We start from the raw sequence: 17,319 nt of genomic DNA, 5'->3' as shown, positions 1-17,319 counted from the left end.
ACATGAATTGGTTTACCAAATGTGGTTTCCGTACGTAATTACCGGGTTCCTGGCGCCATATGCTGCAACGCCGGTTATGAAAAGCTTGAAATTATGTGTACCAAAGCCCCTACTTGATCCATCAATAACCAAGAAGTCGTGACCAACATCAACCCTTAACCCACTTATCCTATCTCGAGTAAGTTGAGCATTTCTTAGTGGTGTTACCACCAATTCATTATCGGGTTCAGATGTAATGCCATACTTATGCGGAGGTAATGCGTCCCTGGATTTTGCGGCAATATCCAGGAATTTAATAAACACTCCATTAATATCAATCATTTAATTAGTTCTCATACAACTCCTTAATAAGCATTGAGTAATCCCTTATTATAAAGAAGGTGTGCTTATTAATCGATTTAACAACAATGCGCCCAATGAGACTTAAGTTGGTACGTGCAGACGAGGCCCACGGATACTACCTACTTCCGGAGAAGCCGAATAACCCGTTGAAACTATCGACGATAATAATCAGGGCAGGCCCCCCCAGGGAATACTACGAGGTTAGGGATGCCGTTATTAACTATGAACCTGGCACTGGCTGGGTATTGATACTGCCCATAATTAGGGATGAAATTGAATTGCTATACTTAGAATAAATGCTTATCATGGATGTTCCGACAACCTAAATAATATATTGAAAATAATTACCACATATACTTATTAACAATAATGTGTCGACCAGTAATATGCAGTCCATTGAGGAGTTGAGGAGGGTTGGCAGGGAGTTAAGGGCAGAGTTGGGGTTGCGTACATACCCGGTGGGCATTAAGTTCTGCATGATGACTGTGACTTAACCGGCTTTAGGAGACCTAGGGATTTCGGGGTGCACATGACTGTTTGCCAGGTCATAAATACGGCTAGGCATGGGAGGGCTATGGCGTTTACCCTGGAGGACATGTTCTGCATTGCCGGTGCATACCTATTTGGGTTGGTGCCGGAGTACCCTGATTTCCTTCAGGCACCGATTAGTAGGCATACAATAAGTGATGAGGCTAAGAAACGCATTAACTCGAGGTATTTTGAGAATGCCTTGCCGGAGGGCAGCGTCAAGGCGGTCTTGGTGGCGCCGCTGGAGGGTATTAATTTCGTGCCGGACGTTGTCGACGTATACGGCACACCCACGCAGGTAAATTCAATAGCCAAGGCCCTCATATGGCATGGAATATTCCCAGAGGTTGATGTACTTGGTTTGATATCGTGCTCCATGGTCACCAGGGCCTATAAAACGAAGAAACCCCCCCAGATAAAGATACCAGGTTCGGGTGAGATTGCGTGGGGTAGGACTGGGGGGGAGGATGAAATAAGCATTGTAATACCACTGGAGCACATTGATAAGGTACTAAGCGGATTAGAGGGTGTTAAGGGTATATACCCGTACCCACCGCCGAGGTTCTGGTTCTACGAACCAATAGCGCCCAGGGGGGGATATACATTGACCTACAGGGATTACGAGGAGTGGAGAAGGAGGAGGGGGGCCAGCAGCCCTAGGATTGCTGTCGGTACTGCGTATTAAATCGTGTAGAGAACGATTAATGATGCCAAGGGACCGAGCGCCAGGCTTAAAACACCGAGTATTGGACTTATGCCTATTGCCAAGCCCACCATGAGTGGGGGGGCTATCATGGAGCCCACTTGGGACACAGCATTTGCATAGCCTATTGATGTACCCGCGTTTTCATTACCGACAATCTTTATTATCAATACATCCGTCGGTGGCCTGTATAGGAATGAACTCACACCGAAGGCTAGGAATATTGGGAAGAGCAGTAGGGTGTTCTTGATAAGTATTGTAGTTAGTATGTCGCAGATTATGAAGGCGATCAATGACGCCTCAATGACCCTCCTCTCACCCATTGACCTGGGCAATACCGATGCCAGGAATATGGAGATTAACTGGCCCAGGGAGTAGGTGAAGAAGAGCAATTCAGGTAATACTCCCCTAATGTCATCATAGAGTACCAGGAACGGCAGGAGCCAGCTTGATGTACCCCCCCACGTGCCCCCCCACAACTCCCCCCCAGCCCTTAGTACCACGGCCTTGGCAACCCTAAGGTTCATCAAAACACTCCTAGGCCTAGCATCCTTACTGCCGCCCATGTTGATGGTAACGGCGAGTAGTGATGACGTAAGTAGTGCCATGAATATTACCAGGTAAAAGATCCTCCAATGGGTTATTATTAATGGCGATGCGGCGCTCAATGTAATGAGGACAATGGGGGGGCCGCGCTCTCCAGCAGCGCTACTCTTCCGTGAACTCTCTCCCGCCCTGAATAACTGGCTATCTTCATGGCTGACGGAAACAGGCCCGCAGTTAGTATGCCGGCCGCTAGGTAGAGTATGAGGATTTGAACGTAACTACTCACCATAAACAGCATTAGTATCACAACGCTAGAGAGCGTTCCCGATATAAGTATTGACTTACTCGGCCCAACCCTATCAATGAGTACTCCCCCCCAGGGTATTGAGGAAGCCACATAACCAATGTAGAACAGGGTTAGGACGAGCCCAATCTGCACGGAGTTAAGCCCCCCCAGGAACTCGGCCACAGCCACACTAACAACTCCCCAACCAAGCCTCACAGCCAACTGCAGGAAAGACACGCTCCAAGCAATAACGAAGCCCCTATCCACTTAATCACTCGTGAATAAACCATTTATTAAGATAGCCTCAGTTCATTGGTCTCATTGTTGACTATCCGCGCCAATGCATTACTGGCACCATTCATGAAGTGCCTCCTTATCCAGGGCTTGAAGACCAGGAAGAGTGGCGTTATCTTAACCTTCCATTGACTAACCACGGTATCCCCCCCATCAATGTAATTCTTCACATAGCCCCTTATCGGACCCCTAACATAGTTTATAACTACGAACCTCCCATCATCATTCACCTCAATCTTGGCAACACCCCCCCTATTATTCGGTCCCTGAAATGCGAACTTAATGTTAACGAAGTACGTATTGCCATCCCTCCTCAGTACCTCCACCTCCCTATGGCCCCTCCAATACCTTGGCATGTTCCTAACATCGCTCAATACCTGCCATACCCTCTCCAGATCGCCTGGGTTTACTTTCCTACTCACTGTGAATTCTATATCTAGTATTGACATGCAATTAACAGGGTTATCACACTCAATAAAAGGGTCTTCAGTTAATTTATTTTAAGGGAACTACTTAGTTTCAATTCTAAATAAACCAAACACCACCCACTATGAACAGCAGCATGGAGATGGCATTCCCTATAAATAATGAGAAACCAAAACTGACATGATTATAAATTACTGCCTCGCCTCGGTCTCCTTCGGTCTCCTCCTCTCACGCTTCTCCTCAATCCTCTTCCTGAGTAGGTTTACGTGGAATAAAAGCTCATTAATGCCAAGCTTATTACCAACGTCCTCACCGTATTTAAGCAACTCCTCGGCCTCGTCTAAGTCCCTAGACCTACCCCTCGCAATTAACTCCTGGGCCGTGTAAACCACGCACTCCACCAGCCTCTCCCTAAACTCCAGAGCCTTCTCCTTATTACCCTCCTCTCCGCCTTCTCAATTAGTTTCTCCCACCTTGAGCAGGTTATTGCCATTATTACCACCAAGCCGTAGTGCGTTATTGCGGGTTAATTTAAAAATTATGCCTTGCCCTCCTCAGCCTTGGCTTCGCGGACCGACTTCCTAGCCTGCCTTGCCCTCTCCTCATTAATTAGTCTCCTGACCTTCCTAATAATGGCTATGTAATTATCAAAGAGCTTAGCTCCTTAGCCTCCTTCGTGGCCTCCTTGAATAATTTAACGCCATCATCAAGCTTCCCACTCCTTATTAATTCCTCCGCAGTCCTCAACTTAATCACTAATTCCTTAGCCCTCTTGGTTAATTCCTCAGTCGACATCGAGACAGCGAACCCAAACCCCTTAATAAGATTTATTAGTTAGTAATGGCATTGAGTAATCGTATGAGCCAATGATTAGGGTCTGGAGCACTGAGCGTTGATGAGTGGTGAGCCCGAATTAATACTCATTAATGGTCTTATTCTTCGACTTATACTCCCTAATTAATTGATCAGCAACGTCAGGAGGAACCCTAATTGTGTATAGGTAGTGCTTGAGCCTTGCCTTCAACTTCACATAATCAGGGTACCTCTTAACCCTAATCTCCTCCGCAGCGTCTGCGTACCTCCGCCATAACTCCACAAGGAATACTTCCCTAGGCACGTCATTGCGGGTGCAGGGGGGGATTTTTTAAGGATTTCTATAGAAGAAAAATAATTAATCCCTATTCACCTGATTTAACGTGGTTGTTAAGACCGACGTATTAATAATCGGCGGTGGACCGGCCGGCTCCTACCTAGCCCGTTACCTAGTAAGGAATGGCTTCAACGGCGATGTGATGCTCATTGACAAGAAGTCCGTGATATACGCACCAATAATATGCGGTGAATTATTACCCAGCGAGGGCCTCCTCAAACCCTGGATTAATAGGGATTTATACGAAGTCCTACTCACGACACTCCGGGAAACCTGCGCAGGGAATTCATTGTTAATGAGATCAGGTGGTTGAGGCTCATGATTAATGGCCATGATGTGGGCAGGATGCCCTTTAGGACCTACGTAATTGATAAGGCGGCGATGATTAGAAATATTATTGAGGATGCGATTAATGGGGGCGCCAAGGTTCGTTTTGGCGTTACGGCCATTAAGTGCGCAGTTAAGGGTGATGGTTATGAGTGCCTCGTTCATGATAGGGATGGCGGTGAGTACGTGATTAATGCCAGGGCATTAATTGGCGCTGATGCCTACCCATCGATTGTTGACTTAAGCTTAGGCGTAACTAAGGGCTTCAAGGCTGAGGACTTAATAATAGCGACGAGCGCAAGGGCTAGGGGGGGAAGTACGTGGATGATGAGGCGGTAATCGTGATGGATCCGGGGGGGGTAGCACCGGGAGCTTTGCCTGGGTATTCCCGAGGGGGGGTGATGGTACGCACAACATTGGTGTTGGGGGGGTTAGGAATAACATAGCGTGGAGGGGGGGTGGTAATCCGCTTAATTATCACATGCTCTTTATCGGTAAGTACGGTCTCGAGGGTATTCAGAGATCAGTGCTTATGAAGACGCTGCCGGTTGGTGGTTTATTGAATAGATATGGCATTGGCAATGCCTACTTAATCGGTGATGCTGTTGGCTCCGTGATACCAACGAATGGCGCCGGCATAAACCCAGCCATGATAACGGCGCACCTACTCGGTAAATCCCTGGTACATGGCGGTGATTACTCAGTGCTTATGGATAAGGTGTTTAGGCCCCCCCTAATGGATAGAATGGTCATGTTTAGGAGGATTGGTGATCCACTATTGATGAGTAGGGATGCCATGGAGTTGGCACTAAGGGTCTCAAGGGGCTACATGGCTGGTTCCATCTATGAGGCCACACTGTCCTCAATGAGGACCAGCACATTTCTCAAGTTCCTAATTGGTAACCTACTCATTAGGTTAATCTCAAGCCTGGCTTAACGTGCATGTAGTATTTATTAAGGCATAAGTTTAGGGGGGGATTATGAAGTAAATGGCCGTATTGAACCCGAGCAAGTACATGGAATTACTACCAACCGAGGTTAGGTCAGCCATTAATAAGGTCATTCAGGTACTCGAGGAGTCCTTCACCGGACTTTGGATGCCCAATAACCTACTAAACGCCACATACCACTACATAAGGAATAGGGGAAAGCTCATTAGGCCAACCCTAGTCCTACTAATGGCTTACGCCTTAGGTAATGGCAGTGGCTTAGAAAAGGCGGTACTACCAGCCGCGTCCGTTGAGTTGATACACACAGCGTCATTGCTTCAGGATGACATAATGGATAGGCAGAGGATTAGGAGGGGTGTGGAGACTCCGTACAGCATCTACGGCCCGCACACTGCGATGCTCGCCAGCGATCTGATAATCGCTAAGGCCGTGGAGTATGCAATAAGGAGTGGTGATAATGACATCGTTTTCGAACTACTGAACTCATCCATTAAGTTGGCAATTGGGCAAAGCTTTGAGTCGGAGTTAAGTGGTAAGGTTGATGTCACGATTGATGATTACCTAAGGCTTATTTATTATAAGACGGCATCGCTCATAGAGTCCTCGATGGTTGTTGGTGCCTACTCGGTTAATGTTAAGGATAGTGAGGTAATAAGTAGGATTAGGGACATTGGTAGGTTCGTTGGCACCGCCTTTCAGGTTAGGGATGACGTAATTGATTACCTAAATATGGATAGTAAGAACCAGGTGTTGACCTTAATGAGATAAATATTGTGAGGATAATAAGTAGAGGCAATGAAGATATTAAGGGCGCAGTTGATAGGGCCAGGGATTTACTAAATGAGATGTTGGATAACGCCATTAAGGCAATTAGGGAGGTTGTCAATGATGAGATCCTTATCAATTACATAAACCTGCTGAGGATTTAAGAATTGATTAGTTAAGAAAGGGCTGTAATAAGCCATATAATATGTCGCAAAATAAGTCATCCCTAAATTTAAATCGCAGATTACAATCAATTGATGAGCGAGGTCTTCATAATTGATGATGTACCGGTGAGGTACGAGGACCTATTCAGGGCGCCGGAAAAGGACGGCGCAGTGGTCTCGGTCAGGGTCCATAAATCAGTTAAGGAGTTACTAACGAAATTGGCCGAGAAGGAGGGGGGGCTTGATGGCGTTTCAGAATTGCTTAGGTATCTCGTGGCTGGCTATATAATGGGTAAGTACAAATTAATCAAGCCAGAGCCCAAAGTAATTACACAGCCCATATTCCTAAATGTAAACATAAACAAAAAGGCGATTGAGGAACACACGGACATGGCCCAGATAGGCTTGAAGATGGAGATTGATGAATTAATAAAGGAGTCCATGGACGTAATAAGCAAGGTAAAGAAGGGCGTAATAAACCCAAGGGGCAACGAGTACATAAGGAGACTAAGGAATAAGGCCGTTAAGTACATGGTAAAGGCCCTTAAGTACGGGATGGAGGAGGAGTACGAGAAGTTAAAGACAATCCAGGTAACACTAACAACACTACTCGAGGAAGAGTAATAAGAAAACTTTAAATCGCAGTTAATGGCTTATTGACCCGCCGGGGGGGTGGCCGAGCCAGGTCCAAGGCGCGGGCCTGGAGATTCCGCAGGGAACCTTAAAGTCCGTCCCCGCAAGGGGGGGGCCCGGGTTCAAATCCCGGCCCCGGCACCAGGTAATGATCATCACTTCCATCATCCATTCCTATGAGAAATGAATAAAAACATCCACGTGCTAAGGTGAGTAATGGGTTTGACTAAGCTTTTGTTTGTGGTTGCATCTGTGGTCATCATCGCCGTAGTTATGGTCCTAAGCCTTAATGCGATCCTTCACAGGCCAATTAAATTAAGGAATAGTGTTAGCTTTCTCATTAATGAATCAGCATTAATCAGTATTAATGCACCGATCTACGTTGTTGGTCCTCAATCGCTTGTTCAGGAGTTAATCGGCGTTGGTGTTAATCAATCGCTGATTAGGCCTGTGTCGCTTAGTGAGTTGCCTTATTTACCGGGTGATAGTCTCGTTATCATTGATTGGTCCTTCATTAAGCCTGGACTATTGGTTAATGAGGATGGCATTGTTTCCGTTAATGTTGATTCGATGGTTTTCAAGTTTGTTGAGGGGTTGGTTAGACGTGGTGATTTCGTGATAATTCATGGAAACTCCAGTGATATTCCAATCATTGAGTACGCACTAGCCCTTGCCTGGTCCAGGGCATTTAACACGAGCATAATAGCAATGCCAATACCAAAATACCTAAGCAACCTGAACTACGTGGTAGCATTCGGAAACGACAGAGTCCTCGTAATAGGACCGCACACACTAACATCAGCCCTAGAAATCGCAAACAACCTATGGCTACCAATAATAATGAAGGGACAGGTGGTGAATCTCACTGATGATTTATGTACTGAGTTAGTTCAGGAGTATGAATCCTTAATGGCCAATCAATCAGTAATTCAGTACATGGCCTATGCAATCATTTATGGTGAGCAGAATTATAATGGTCCATTTGGTACCGCCAGCGTTGATTTTTGCATGTCATGGATGCCCATTATTGATCAGGACTATAATGGGCATGTGGTCGGTTATGCCCAGTTTTATGACTATATCAGGTACATATCAAGTCCTGCAGTTACGATTAATTACCTGGGGGTCCTTCCAGGATGCCTACGCATCGTACATCACTTATGAGTGGGAGAAGGGACGAAATATTAGTTTACCGGGCGATACGTTATTTGTAGCAGGTAGTGGCAATGGTTATGAACCTGGGTATTGGACAGATGTCGTCGATTTTAGTCCAGGCTCATTAATATGCACGAAAAGCATGACATACGTGGTCAGCATGAATATTTTTTATCACTTAGGCTTTAATGTGCCTATTGCGTCCCAGTCATACGTTTGTTCAAAAGCCATGATATCGCTTTTCTCAATGGGAGGTGCGGCGTCTGATGGGTTTGGCGTAATTAATGCAACGTGGTATTACAAACCATACCTGGCTAATGTTACGGAAGCCACGTTGGCGGTAGAGGGTGGTGGCTTTACACCCGTAGGTACTGCGTATGTCCCAAGGCCAACCGCTTATACCGTGCCCATCAGCGTCTTCGCTAAGTTAAGCGCCGGTCATTGTGGCCTTTTTGATTTATTCACAAGGCATGTGTATGTCTCTTATTATCTTGATTGGCTTGTTTGGATTAATGTAACTAGTCTCTTTGGTAGGCCCGGGCGATTACCAATTTACTATAGTCATGGTATTTTAAGTTCTGGAAATTATACCAGTAATGGATTTTACATAGAAGCTCAGTGTGGGTAATACATGAATCGTCAATGGTTATTTGCGGCGCATTTTCCTCTTACATTATTTCAGAATCTCAGCGGTCTCGGAGAAGTCTCTCTTTCCCTTGCCTTCGTTTCTTGCGATCTCGAGTAATTTCCCGATTATAGACATTACCGGTAATGGCTTGCCCTCGCTCATTGAGTGCTTAATTGTTTCATCAATCACGTACTTAGCCAGGTCTATCGAGAAGGACTCTGAGTAGTTACCACTCAGTATCCAGGATAGCCTAGTCCTCAATTGTGCTGAGTCGGCACCGCTCATGCTGAGCGCCTTAACCAGTATTTACGTCTAGACCAAGCTCCCTCATTAATGGCGATAGTTCAGCCAGTATCATGGTATTGGCTATGATTATTGACGTACTGATTAACTTAAGCAGTGTGGCCTGCTCGTGAGTGCCTATGTAGATTAGCGTGCCTAACTGCCTCAGGAATTCCTCGGCCTGCCTATATAACTGCTCATCACCGCCTACGAATAACACGAGGGATCCGCCTCGGCCTGCTTTGGCCCACCCTCAAGTCTAGCGGTTATGTACTTAAGCCCCTTACTGCGGACTATGGAGAGTACCTGCTCAAGCTCCGCAATGCTCATCGTAGTTGTGTCTATCACCACGGCGTTAGTACTTAACTCACTTAGTACCTGGGCTGACTCCCTGCCCGTGGCAATGCAAGCACCACATAATCAGCATCACCGCATTGCCCCACATTATCCACCGTCTTTACACCAACATTATTTAATGCCGCGTATATGGATTTATTAACGTCATACCCATGGACCACGTGGCCCCTATTAACGAGATTTACGGCCACGCCCTTACCCATCCTACCCAAACCAACTATGCACACCCTCATTACCCAATTAATGACCTAGGCCCTAATATGCATATCGTCAATTCCTTGACCTGCCCATAATGGAATCCACGATTCTCCTAACCCTATCAATTACGTCGTTGGGCACCGTAACATCCATCGGGTACTCCCTACCGCCGTACTCCTCAGGAAGCTTCCTAGTGGCATCAATGCCAACCTTACTGCCAAGGTTTGGAATCGGCGTTGATGGGTCAAGTTCCTCCACAGGGTAATTATCAATTATGAGCACGTCCCTCGACGGATTAACGTGAGCAGCCACCGCATACATTACCTGGCCCCAATCCCTGACATCCACGTCGTGATCCACCACAATCACCACCTTACCCAGGACGGGTACCAAGCCCCACAACGCCGTCATAACCCTCCTGGCATGCCCAGGGTACCTCTTCCTAATGGATGCGATGATTACGTAGCCCAAGCCCTCAGGCGGTATTTCGAGATCCACTAGCTCAGGGAGTATTAGCTTTAGGAGGGGGCTTCACAACCCTCGTTCCAAACCTAATTATGTTCCCATCCTCGAGCACAGGCCTCCCAGTCACAGTCACCGGTATCAGTGGGTCCCTCCTTGAGTAAATGGCCTTAACCCTAACCACTGGGTACTCCTTAGCTATTGAATAAACACCCACGTGATCACCAAATGGACCCTCCCTAACGTACTCACTGGTCAACTCACCCTCAATAACCAACTCCGCATTTGCCGGATACTCAACATCCACGGTCGAACCCCTCACCAACTCAACACCCTCGCCCCCTAAGCACACCAGTGACCAGAAGCTTATCCAGTGGGTGCGGTATTGAGACTCCGGCCATGAGCATAGTCACTGGGTCAGGACCGAAGACAACAGCCACCTCAGCCTTCCCACTGAGCTCCCCGTACATCGCACTCCTGCGCCAGGGCTGCCAATGCATCACGAACCTATCCCTACCAATCACCTGCAGCCTATAGAAGCCGAAGTTCCTGTAGTTGCCATGCTTAACAAACGTTATCCCAAAGGTGACGAACCTACCAGGTTCATGAGCCACTGCCTAATGGCCGGTATCTTCGTTAAATCAGTGGTACTCCACTCAACCTCCCTAACCGGTCCATCATTAACACTCCTTGGGAAGTATTGTGAAAACCTTCTCAGCTCATTCAGGGATTTCAGGGCATCAAACAGTCCCTGGGGGGGAATCCTCAGACTTACTAGATCCGTTAATTTGGAGGCCATGGTCTCCGGGTCGTTACCCTCCATGGCCAGCATAACCCTATCCCACTTGCCAAATAGATTACCAATTATCGGCAATGTGCCTTCCCTAGTCCTCTCGATTATTACGGCAGGCCCACCCCCTATACATTAACTCCCTCAGTAATGCGGCGACCTCAAGGTCAACACTGAGTGGTTCATTTATCCTGATAAGGTCTCTCCTATCCTCCAGAGCCTTAACGAATGACCTAAGGTCTTTAATAACCACGGGGGGGAACCAATGCGGATCAGGCAAATAACGGTTTCCTCCATGGAAATCCTTAAAACACACTCGTGGTTATCATGACATAATGAGCATTAGGAACTGGTTGATTTCATTCAGTCCGACAACATTGACGAGCGCCTTCTCATCCGTTACCCTAGGCACAGCGTTGGCTTGGTACTTAAGTAATAAGTTCAATCCGATAATCTACGCAATAACGCTGGCAGCCCTATTACTAGCTCAGGCAGGGGGGGTTAACCTAGTGCATGACTACTACGATTACCTAAGTGGCGTGGACATACTGTATAGGGCCAGTGGCTTCTCCCATAGGCCACACCCAATAATAGACCTTAAGTTAAGTCCTAGGGATGTGATTACCGTAGGTTACGTATTCCTGGCGATAGCCTTCATGGCGGGGGGGTTTACCTATTCACCCTGGTTGGTTGGACTGTACTAATACTGGCCATGGCAGGCTTGATAATTGGCGTTGGCTATAGCATACCGCCATTGAAATTCCACTATAGGGGCTATGGTGAGGTACTTGCGGCGCTCGCCATGGGCCCCCCCTCGTTACATGGGGGGGCTCATACATCGTCCAAACGGGCATTTACACAAACCCCCCGCGCCATTAATCGTTGGCATACCAAACGGATTATTCACACTACTAATACTCATTGGCTCAGGCGCCCTGGAGATTGATGCGTGCAGGGCGGTGGGTAAGATAACGCTAGTACTGCTCGTGGGTATTAAGAATACGAAGTACGTGGTTTATGCATCAATAGCCATCATGTACCTGTCAATCGTTGTCTCCGCAGCCCTGCATTACTTACCCTATATTTCACTGGTGTCGTTATTACTCATTCCACGCACATTGAGGTTGGCTGGTCCGTTGCTCAGTGGTGATGAGAATGTGGTCAGGGGGGGTAGGTGGAGGGAGCTTAGGAACTTATGGCTGGTCCCTTCAGTGTCAGGTTGATACTCCTAATGATCTTCATAGCCTCAATGATAATTGCCCGAATATACCCACCCCCCCTCTCAATATGATACATGTACGAAATAACTTAAATAATTAGCATTTACTAGTCAGCGTGTGAGTATTCAGGGGAGCCTTGAGTCCATTAGGCGTAGGGCCATCATTAGTGCCTACCTTGGCTGGGTCATGGATGGTTATGACGCGCTCCTGGTCACGCCAATAATGCCATTACTCGGTGAATTATTCTTTCCTGGTCCATACTCCCTACTTGGTGGCTTATCAACGCTGGTGGCTACACTTGTCGGTAGGCCGCTTGGCTCCGTAATCATGGGCTACATAGGCGACAGGTTTGGTAGGAGGATTGGGCTGTTAACAACAGTCCTCGGTTACAGCTTATCAGCCTAATAATAGCGCTGTTGCCGACGTACACAGTCATTGGCTTACTCGCGCCAATAACCCTACTGGCGCTAAGGTTTCTGCAGGGAATATTCCTGGGCGGTGAGTGGGGGGGTCCTGGTACGGCAATGATCATGGAGTGGAGTAAATGGAGGAAGGAGGTAACCTCGGCGTTCATACAGAGTGGTTACCAATAGGGGGGGTTGTCGTAGCGACTATCGTTAACGCTCTATTCCTAACTTACATGGGCCAAACCGCATTCAATGCCTATGGTTGGAGGATATACATGGGCACGGGAGCCATAGTGGCGGTTCTAGCCTTCATAATAAGGAGTAGCTCATTGAGTCGCCGATGTGGTCAAGGCCCAGGGTGAACCCATTAACACTATTGTTTAGGTATGGTGGTGTTTGGCTTGGGTTTGGCGTATTATTTACGGGTGGGTTATTAACCATTTACTACTCCACATACCTAATTTATTCAGACTTCCTAAAGGCAATTGGCATGGCAAATATAATACCTAGCGTCATGCTCATCTCGACAATAGCAGCAGTTGTGGCTGTTCTCCTCGCTGGTCCATTAGCCCTGGCAATTAATTATAGGTGGTTCATAATAGGCACGTTAGTAGTGTCACTGGCTTACGCGCCAATCGCCCTATTGCTGTACCCAAACTTCACAAACCTAGTGGTGTTGGCATTCATTGAGAACTTCGCAATGGGACTCGTGCCATACGTACTAATCGACAAATTCGATGTTCAATACAGGGCGAGTGGGCTTGGGGGGGTCTCCTATAATTGGGGGGGCTTGTTGATTGGTGGTTGGGCGCCGATGATTGTTGGTTTGATAAGCCCCCCCATGGGCTTAGGCATGGTGATTATGATGGCTGTCGGCGTTGCTTAGCAATCACTGGGCTATTAATGCTGTCAAGGACTGGTAGGTAAATCACTCCCCCCCTATTAAGCTCCTTAGTATTTCCAGCATCTTCCTGGCATTTTCAAGCATCCAGTGGTCATTATTGAAGAACACGTAGATAGCAATGGGATTAAGGGAAACAGCCTTAATCGCTAGGTCCCTAAGCTCATCCTCACCATAGTCATACATGTACCAATCAGTCCTACCGTGAAGCCTCAAATAAACAGCGCCACTTGTGCTCCTGACCCACGTAACCCCAGGCTCGTCAACAGACACTACGGTGATGCCTAAATCCCTCAATTCATTAATGGCATCTTTACTATTAAACCAGCTCTCGTGGCGAAACTCAATGGCAAGCCTAGGGCCAAGCCCTGTCTCCCTGGTGAACGTCCTTATTCTCTCCATACTCTCATCACCATATGCGAAGGATGGAGGCATTTGAAATAGGTAAAAGTCTATGTATGGATCGAGCGGTTGAAACAACTCCCTAAACCTACGCCAAGCGCTCAAGGCATCCTCTGAGCCTCTTAACGTGGGTTATGTACTATGAACCTTAACAGCCCACCTAAGGCCAGAGCCCTTCCTAGCCCAAGAAACCACCTGGTTCCTAAATGGGAACCTATAGAAGGATGCGTTGAGTTCAACGGCATTAAGTCCGGAGTTCCTTACGTACCAATCAAAGGTTGAGTCCAGGTTCCAATCATAGAGCCAACCCGACGTGCCAACAAAGACCTTAACCACGGAGTAACCATCACTAACACCTTATAAAACTACCACGCACTGAATTAATGAGTGATGATGGCTGTCGGGACACCAGATCGGTGATGACCACCTGGAGGGCTGATAATTATTTAAGCCACAACGAGTAACTCGCCTTAGGATGCCAAGTAACGCCTTAAGTGCCATGTTCATGAGCGCACTGGAGATCCTGGACTACGCCAAGGAGGAGGGCGGATAAGGCATTAATAATAGCAATTAACGCATTCATTTACGGGAAGACCGGAGTAATCCCTAAGAACCACGGCGAACGCAGGAGAATTCTCAGAGAGATTGGTAGCGAGGACTTGAGGGCCCTTTATAGTGATTTAATGAGGACGCTTCATGATGAGGCATTTTACGAAGGCGTTTATGAACTAGACGAGGCTAGTTACGCCATCAACAAGATCGAGAATCTAATTAGAGAGCTAATGATGAGTGAGTAACGACTTAAGGATTAAGTACCCAGTGCGTTGGTTTACTTTAGTGATTGGGTTGTGCCGCCACTGACCTGGTGATGATGGGGGGGTCACGAATGACCTTAACTGCTCTCCCTGAAGTATATGTAGACAGTCTCGCTGTGATAATTGCAATTACTTAGGTCGTAAAGCGTGCAGTTCGACATGAGGTATATACCCAATGTTGGATTCCAACCTAATGTTTGCTCTATGAAGAATACGTAGACATACACATACCCATCATACACATTATGCGCCGGTACGCATGCTAGGGAGTCTATGTGCATATTTACGTAATTACCCAATGAGTATGGCGGGTAGGGGGGGTTGAGTTTCAGTGGCTTGCTTGAATTTACTGCGAGGTATAGGGTTGAGTTTACGATCATAATTTTCATAGTGCCACTGGCATTGGGCATTACGATTGGTGAGGGTATCCCTGGAAAGTACGTGAATATTAATACCCCTCTTGGCTTATTTATTATGAAGATGTACGTATCTTTAGAGGAGTAATCAATACCTATGTATGTGATCGAGTTCTTACCAACGGTTATTGAGTTGTTTCCTGATCTCAATATCATGGCGATGTTATAATTGTTCGTGAACCAATAACCATTATAATAAGGACATGCTGTGGGTGCGTACATTCGTTCTATTTCTGGTAATAAGGCCATAAAGAGTAATTTTAGGGTTTTTACGGGTATGCCGTAGATGAGCATAAACATGACCAGCATTACCGCCAATATTGCAACTGACATTATTATAATGACCAACGCCTTACTCATATCCTATTATACTCATGCAGCAATGTCTTTATATGTGTTAATTAACCAGGTTTCGAATTAGGATTATTTTTGATTCATGATGATTTTAAGATTCTAACCCTAACTAATTTGTCAATCGCTGCCTAGCCTCATTAGTCTCAGCATTACGTATTGGTAATAACCAATTAGGTCTGTGGCGTTTGGCGATATTGCCAATGCACTGAACTTCTCCAGGTAGCCGGGTATACCAGTTGGGTATGAGTAGGTGTGAACCGCCGTTAAGTCCTTACTAGTCCTAGCGTAGTTTCCGGATATTCCTGTGACCACTGCGCCGCCGTATGGATTAATTATTTGTAGTGTCAGGTTCATGAAGCCGTAGGAGTTGAGGGATTCGAGTGCATCTGTCTCGTAGTCCATACCCGGCAATGAGTAGTGCTCATGCGCATCCATTCCCAGGTTAACTGTGGCATATTGAGTATACGCGGCTGGGTATGGGTATGAGGTTGGCGGTGCCAGTGGTGTTATGTAGGCGGTTACGTTAAATACAATTGGGTACTTATAGGCGAGGCTCATTGTGAATTGGTCGATACCATTTATGTTCTCCGTCGATGATTCGGTGAAGTTTTCACTTAATGTGCCGTACTCCATTATGGCATTGAATAATTGATAGGCATTAAACACGCCCGACTGCTCTGATGACGCCACCTCAACGCCATGTTCAAAGACCAATTTCGATACGTAATTCAACGTGTAATTACCATACTCCATGTACTCCGTCAAACCCGTGGGTGTCGTCGAGAATATGGGCCCTGAGTCGTAAAATCTTGAGTACGCAGTTATCAATTGACCGCCAACCATTGGGTTTGATTCATTAACCCATAGCATGAGTACTCCCGATACGGTCCAGGTGAAGTAAGGCGACTCAGTCAATTCGTATGCCTCGTATAGGTTCGTCATTGTCAACGTGATGTTAACGTTGCTTATGCCCGTGGCGAGTAACGGAGTTATGTCAGCCATGTATGGGTTATGGAATGACAACGTGTTTATTGATGGCATGGGCTTCCACATGAATGGGTCAATGCCTCCGGTGTATATGGTCTCAAATGGGTTGAAGACCGCGGCCAAGTAATTATTGTAGTAAATAAGGAGCTCGCGAGTAGCTGGTTCGTTGGTGTACCAGAACTCATCTAGTTCACCGCCCTCCATGTACATGAGCAGCGCGGCCCTATACGTCCCACTGGGTATGTTTGTTATGAACGTCACCTCGTCATGTAATGGGTTAAGCCTATCAGGGATACTCCATAGGAATTGGGCGCAATTGGTATGAAGTAATTGGGCAAGCCGCTGGGCTCAGGCCCTGGGTATAGATACAGCGTCACGTTGACTACGTAGTAACCCGTAACGCCTATGCTAGGCACAATCCAATTGGGTAGTAACGCCTTGAAGGTAACGCATGAACCTGCGAGCATGTTCTCAAATATCGTCAGGTCCGACCAAGCCGTTGAGTTCAAGATCTCCTGCGTTGAACCCCAGAACACGGGTACTCCATTGACGAATATATACAATGGCCTGTCATATTGGGTACCACCGGTCTCCGTTATTGTCACATTCAGTACAATGAGACTATATGTGCCTGAGGGTATGCACACACTGCTGTTCTGTGGTACAACCGCGTAGGCATTATTTAGTTGATATGGGAATACGGCATTTGTAAATACATGAATTACTTTGGGCTTAGTACTTGGTGGTAGTGGTTGGTATGCTTCGAAGGAGTAGAAGCCGTTGTACGTAATGAATGGGTCCTTACCGAGGGGTGTCGTCATGTTGTAGATC

27 protein-coding genes, 1 tRNA gene and 5 pseudogenes are annotated in these 17,319 nt (G+C 46.8%); 18 read left to right on the top strand and 15 right to left on the bottom strand.

Going from position 1 to position 17,319, the window contains the following annotated elements; translation table 11 throughout:
* Positions 1-12: 12 nt before the first annotated feature.
* A complete protein-coding gene (locus tag JCM11216_RS03090) occupies positions 13-321 on the bottom strand; it encodes a hypothetical protein (RefSeq protein WP_054853262.1) in 309 nt (102 codons plus the stop codon).
* Positions 322-416: 95 nt separating this feature from the next.
* On the opposite strand from JCM11216_RS03090, the gene JCM11216_RS03085 reads away from it, so the two are divergent.
* Complete coding sequence (locus JCM11216_RS03085; RefSeq protein WP_243675001.1) at positions 417-638, top strand: hypothetical protein; 222 nt, start codon at positions 417-419, stop codon at positions 636-638.
* Positions 639-871: 233 nt separating this feature from the next.
* Positions 872-1,555, top strand: a complete 684-nt coding sequence (locus JCM11216_RS03080; protein ID WP_054853260.1) for a DUF169 domain-containing protein — start codon at positions 872-874, stop codon at positions 1,553-1,555.
* Here the strand turns inward: JCM11216_RS03080 and JCM11216_RS15770 are convergent.
* The 6 genes and pseudogenes from JCM11216_RS15770 to JCM11216_RS03055 all read right to left on the bottom strand — a co-directional run bounded on the left by JCM11216_RS15770 (position 1,552) and on the right by JCM11216_RS03055 (position 4,242).
* A complete protein-coding gene (locus JCM11216_RS15770) occupies positions 1,552-2,241 on the bottom strand; it encodes a hypothetical protein (RefSeq protein WP_243675000.1) in 690 nt (229 codons plus the stop codon). The two genes, JCM11216_RS03080 and JCM11216_RS15770, sit on opposite strands and share 4 nt — an antisense overlap.
* The gene (locus tag JCM11216_RS15765) at positions 2,238-2,672 is read right to left on the bottom strand and encodes an MFS transporter (RefSeq protein ID WP_243674999.1); all 435 of its coding nucleotides are present in this window, start codon (positions 2,670-2,672) and stop codon (positions 2,238-2,240) included. The genes JCM11216_RS15770 and JCM11216_RS15765 overlap by 4 nt, the downstream gene beginning before the upstream one ends.
* Positions 2,673-2,698: 26 nt before the next feature.
* Positions 2,699-3,148, bottom strand: coding sequence for an SRPBCC family protein (locus JCM11216_RS03070; RefSeq protein WP_054853259.1), 450 nt, complete (start codon positions 3,146-3,148; stop codon positions 2,699-2,701).
* 168 nt (positions 3,149-3,316) lie between these two features.
* Positions 3,317-3,618, bottom strand: a pseudogene (locus tag JCM11216_RS03065) (hypothetical protein).
* Positions 3,619-3,761: 143 nt separating this feature from the next.
* Positions 3,762-3,920: a hypothetical protein gene (locus JCM11216_RS15760; protein WP_243674998.1), complete on the bottom strand. Its 159-nt coding sequence runs from the start codon at positions 3,918-3,920 to the stop codon at positions 3,762-3,764.
* A 118-nt stretch (positions 3,921-4,038) separates the two neighbouring features.
* Positions 4,039-4,242: a 50S ribosomal protein L38e gene (locus JCM11216_RS03055; RefSeq protein WP_054853258.1), complete on the bottom strand. Its 204-nt coding sequence runs from the start codon at positions 4,240-4,242 to the stop codon at positions 4,039-4,041.
* Between the two features lie 79 nt (positions 4,243-4,321).
* Between JCM11216_RS03055 and JCM11216_RS15755 the strand changes: the two genes are divergently transcribed.
* The 9 genes from JCM11216_RS15755 to JCM11216_RS03025 all read left to right on the top strand — a co-directional run bounded on the left by JCM11216_RS15755 (position 4,322) and on the right by JCM11216_RS03025 (position 8,897).
* Positions 4,322-4,588, top strand: a complete 267-nt coding sequence (locus JCM11216_RS15755) for an FAD-dependent monooxygenase (protein WP_243674997.1) — start codon at positions 4,322-4,324, stop codon at positions 4,586-4,588.
* Between the two features lie 5 nt (positions 4,589-4,593).
* Positions 4,594-4,941: a hypothetical protein gene (locus JCM11216_RS15750; RefSeq protein ID WP_243674996.1), complete on the top strand. Its 348-nt coding sequence runs from the start codon at positions 4,594-4,596 to the stop codon at positions 4,939-4,941.
* Between the two features lie 142 nt (positions 4,942-5,083).
* Entirely contained in the window at positions 5,084-5,539 is a 456-nt protein-coding gene (locus JCM11216_RS15745; RefSeq protein WP_243674995.1) for an FAD-dependent monooxygenase, read from the top strand.
* 52 nt (positions 5,540-5,591) lie between these two features.
* Positions 5,592-6,320 (top strand): polyprenyl synthetase family protein, encoded by a 729-nt coding sequence (locus JCM11216_RS03045; protein ID WP_054853257.1) that lies wholly within the window; start codon positions 5,592-5,594, stop codon positions 6,318-6,320.
* A 5-nt stretch (positions 6,321-6,325) separates the two neighbouring features.
* On the top strand, positions 6,326-6,481 hold the full coding sequence (locus tag JCM11216_RS15740; protein WP_243674994.1) for a hypothetical protein: 156 nt from the start codon (positions 6,326-6,328) through the stop codon (positions 6,479-6,481).
* A gap of 93 nt (positions 6,482-6,574) precedes the next feature.
* Positions 6,575-7,105 carry a CopG family transcriptional regulator gene (locus JCM11216_RS03040; RefSeq protein ID WP_054853256.1) on the top strand — a complete coding sequence of 177 codons (531 nt, stop codon included), beginning with the start codon at positions 6,575-6,577 and terminating at the stop codon, positions 7,103-7,105.
* 44 nt (positions 7,106-7,149) lie between these two features.
* Positions 7,150-7,258 (top strand) — tRNA-Ser (locus JCM11216_RS03035).
* A 72-nt stretch (positions 7,259-7,330) separates the two neighbouring features.
* On the top strand, positions 7,331-8,278 hold the full coding sequence (locus tag JCM11216_RS03030) for a hypothetical protein (RefSeq protein WP_243674993.1): 948 nt from the start codon (positions 7,331-7,333) through the stop codon (positions 8,276-8,278).
* The gene (locus JCM11216_RS03025; protein WP_243674992.1) at positions 8,175-8,897 is read left to right on the top strand and encodes a hypothetical protein; all 723 of its coding nucleotides are present in this window, start codon (positions 8,175-8,177) and stop codon (positions 8,895-8,897) included. The genes JCM11216_RS03030 and JCM11216_RS03025 overlap by 104 nt, the downstream gene beginning before the upstream one ends.
* A gap of 45 nt (positions 8,898-8,942) precedes the next feature.
* Here JCM11216_RS03025 and JCM11216_RS15735 read toward each other — a convergent pair whose 3' ends face one another.
* The 5 genes and pseudogenes from JCM11216_RS15735 to JCM11216_RS15720 all read right to left on the bottom strand — a co-directional run bounded on the left by JCM11216_RS15735 (position 8,943) and on the right by JCM11216_RS15720 (position 11,302).
* Positions 8,943-9,182 carry a hypothetical protein gene (locus JCM11216_RS15735; protein WP_243674991.1) on the bottom strand — a complete coding sequence of 80 codons (240 nt, stop codon included), beginning with the start codon at positions 9,180-9,182 and terminating at the stop codon, positions 8,943-8,945.
* Between the two features lie 10 nt (positions 9,183-9,192).
* A complete protein-coding gene (locus JCM11216_RS15730) occupies positions 9,193-9,399 on the bottom strand; it encodes a hypothetical protein (protein WP_243674990.1) in 207 nt (68 codons plus the stop codon).
* Positions 9,387-9,739: pseudogene (locus JCM11216_RS15725) on the bottom strand (NAD(P)-binding domain-containing protein). The gene JCM11216_RS15730 and the pseudogene JCM11216_RS15725 overlap by 13 nt, the downstream one beginning before the upstream one ends.
* 67 nt (positions 9,740-9,806) lie before the next feature.
* Positions 9,807-11,070 (bottom strand): annotated as a pseudogene (locus tag JCM11216_RS03015) (UbiD family decarboxylase).
* A gap of 10 nt (positions 11,071-11,080) precedes the next feature.
* Entirely contained in the window at positions 11,081-11,302 is a 222-nt protein-coding gene (locus JCM11216_RS15720) for a hypothetical protein (protein ID WP_243674989.1), read from the bottom strand.
* 19 nt (positions 11,303-11,321) lie between these two features.
* Between JCM11216_RS15720 and JCM11216_RS15715 the strand changes: the two genes are divergently transcribed.
* The 6 genes from JCM11216_RS15715 (at position 11,322) to JCM11216_RS15690 (ending at position 13,499) form a co-directional block, all read left to right on the top strand.
* A complete protein-coding gene (locus tag JCM11216_RS15715; protein WP_243674988.1) occupies positions 11,322-11,690 on the top strand; it encodes a hypothetical protein in 369 nt (122 codons plus the stop codon).
* 72 nt (positions 11,691-11,762) lie between these two features.
* Complete coding sequence (locus JCM11216_RS15710) at positions 11,763-12,209, top strand: hypothetical protein (protein WP_243674987.1); 447 nt, start codon at positions 11,763-11,765, stop codon at positions 12,207-12,209.
* A gap of 114 nt (positions 12,210-12,323) precedes the next feature.
* Positions 12,324-12,611: an MFS transporter gene (locus JCM11216_RS15705; RefSeq protein ID WP_243674986.1), complete on the top strand. Its 288-nt coding sequence runs from the start codon at positions 12,324-12,326 to the stop codon at positions 12,609-12,611.
* Between the two features lie 11 nt (positions 12,612-12,622).
* A complete protein-coding gene (locus JCM11216_RS15700; RefSeq protein ID WP_243674985.1) occupies positions 12,623-12,799 on the top strand; it encodes a hypothetical protein in 177 nt (58 codons plus the stop codon).
* The gene (locus JCM11216_RS15695) at positions 12,751-12,975 is read left to right on the top strand and encodes a hypothetical protein (protein WP_243674984.1); all 225 of its coding nucleotides are present in this window, start codon (positions 12,751-12,753) and stop codon (positions 12,973-12,975) included. Before JCM11216_RS15700 ends, JCM11216_RS15695 begins: the two co-directional genes overlap by 49 nt.
* Positions 12,954-13,499: a hypothetical protein gene (locus JCM11216_RS15690; protein ID WP_243674983.1), complete on the top strand. Its 546-nt coding sequence runs from the start codon at positions 12,954-12,956 to the stop codon at positions 13,497-13,499. Before JCM11216_RS15695 ends, JCM11216_RS15690 begins: the two co-directional genes overlap by 22 nt.
* A 42-nt stretch (positions 13,500-13,541) precedes the next feature.
* On the opposite strand, the pseudogene JCM11216_RS03000 reads toward JCM11216_RS15690, so the two are convergent.
* Positions 13,542-14,252, bottom strand: a pseudogene (locus tag JCM11216_RS03000) (DUF72 domain-containing protein).
* A gap of 323 nt (positions 14,253-14,575) precedes the next feature.
* Between JCM11216_RS03000 and JCM11216_RS15685 the strand changes: the two are divergent.
* Complete coding sequence (locus JCM11216_RS15685) at positions 14,576-14,713, top strand: hypothetical protein (protein WP_243674982.1); 138 nt, start codon at positions 14,576-14,578, stop codon at positions 14,711-14,713.
* 95 nt (positions 14,714-14,808) lie between these two features.
* Here JCM11216_RS15685 and JCM11216_RS02995 read toward each other — a convergent pair whose 3' ends face one another.
* Both JCM11216_RS02995 and JCM11216_RS02990 read right to left on the bottom strand, forming a co-directional pair.
* Positions 14,809-15,480 (bottom strand): hypothetical protein, encoded by a 672-nt coding sequence (locus JCM11216_RS02995; RefSeq protein WP_243674981.1) that lies wholly within the window; start codon positions 15,478-15,480, stop codon positions 14,809-14,811.
* 138 nt (positions 15,481-15,618) lie between these two features.
* Positions 15,619-17,309 (bottom strand): annotated as a pseudogene (locus tag JCM11216_RS02990) (hypothetical protein).
* Between the last annotated feature and the right edge of the window lie 10 nt (positions 17,310-17,319).

Origin of the sequence: Vulcanisaeta distributa JCM 11216 (assembly GCF_001315985.1) — an archaeon.
GTDB classification, from domain to species: domain Archaea; phylum Thermoproteota; class Thermoprotei; order Thermoproteales; family Thermocladiaceae; genus Vulcanisaeta; species Vulcanisaeta distributa_E.
Note: the sequence above shows the minus strand (reverse complement) of the source record. Positions and strands in the feature narration are given on the sequence as shown.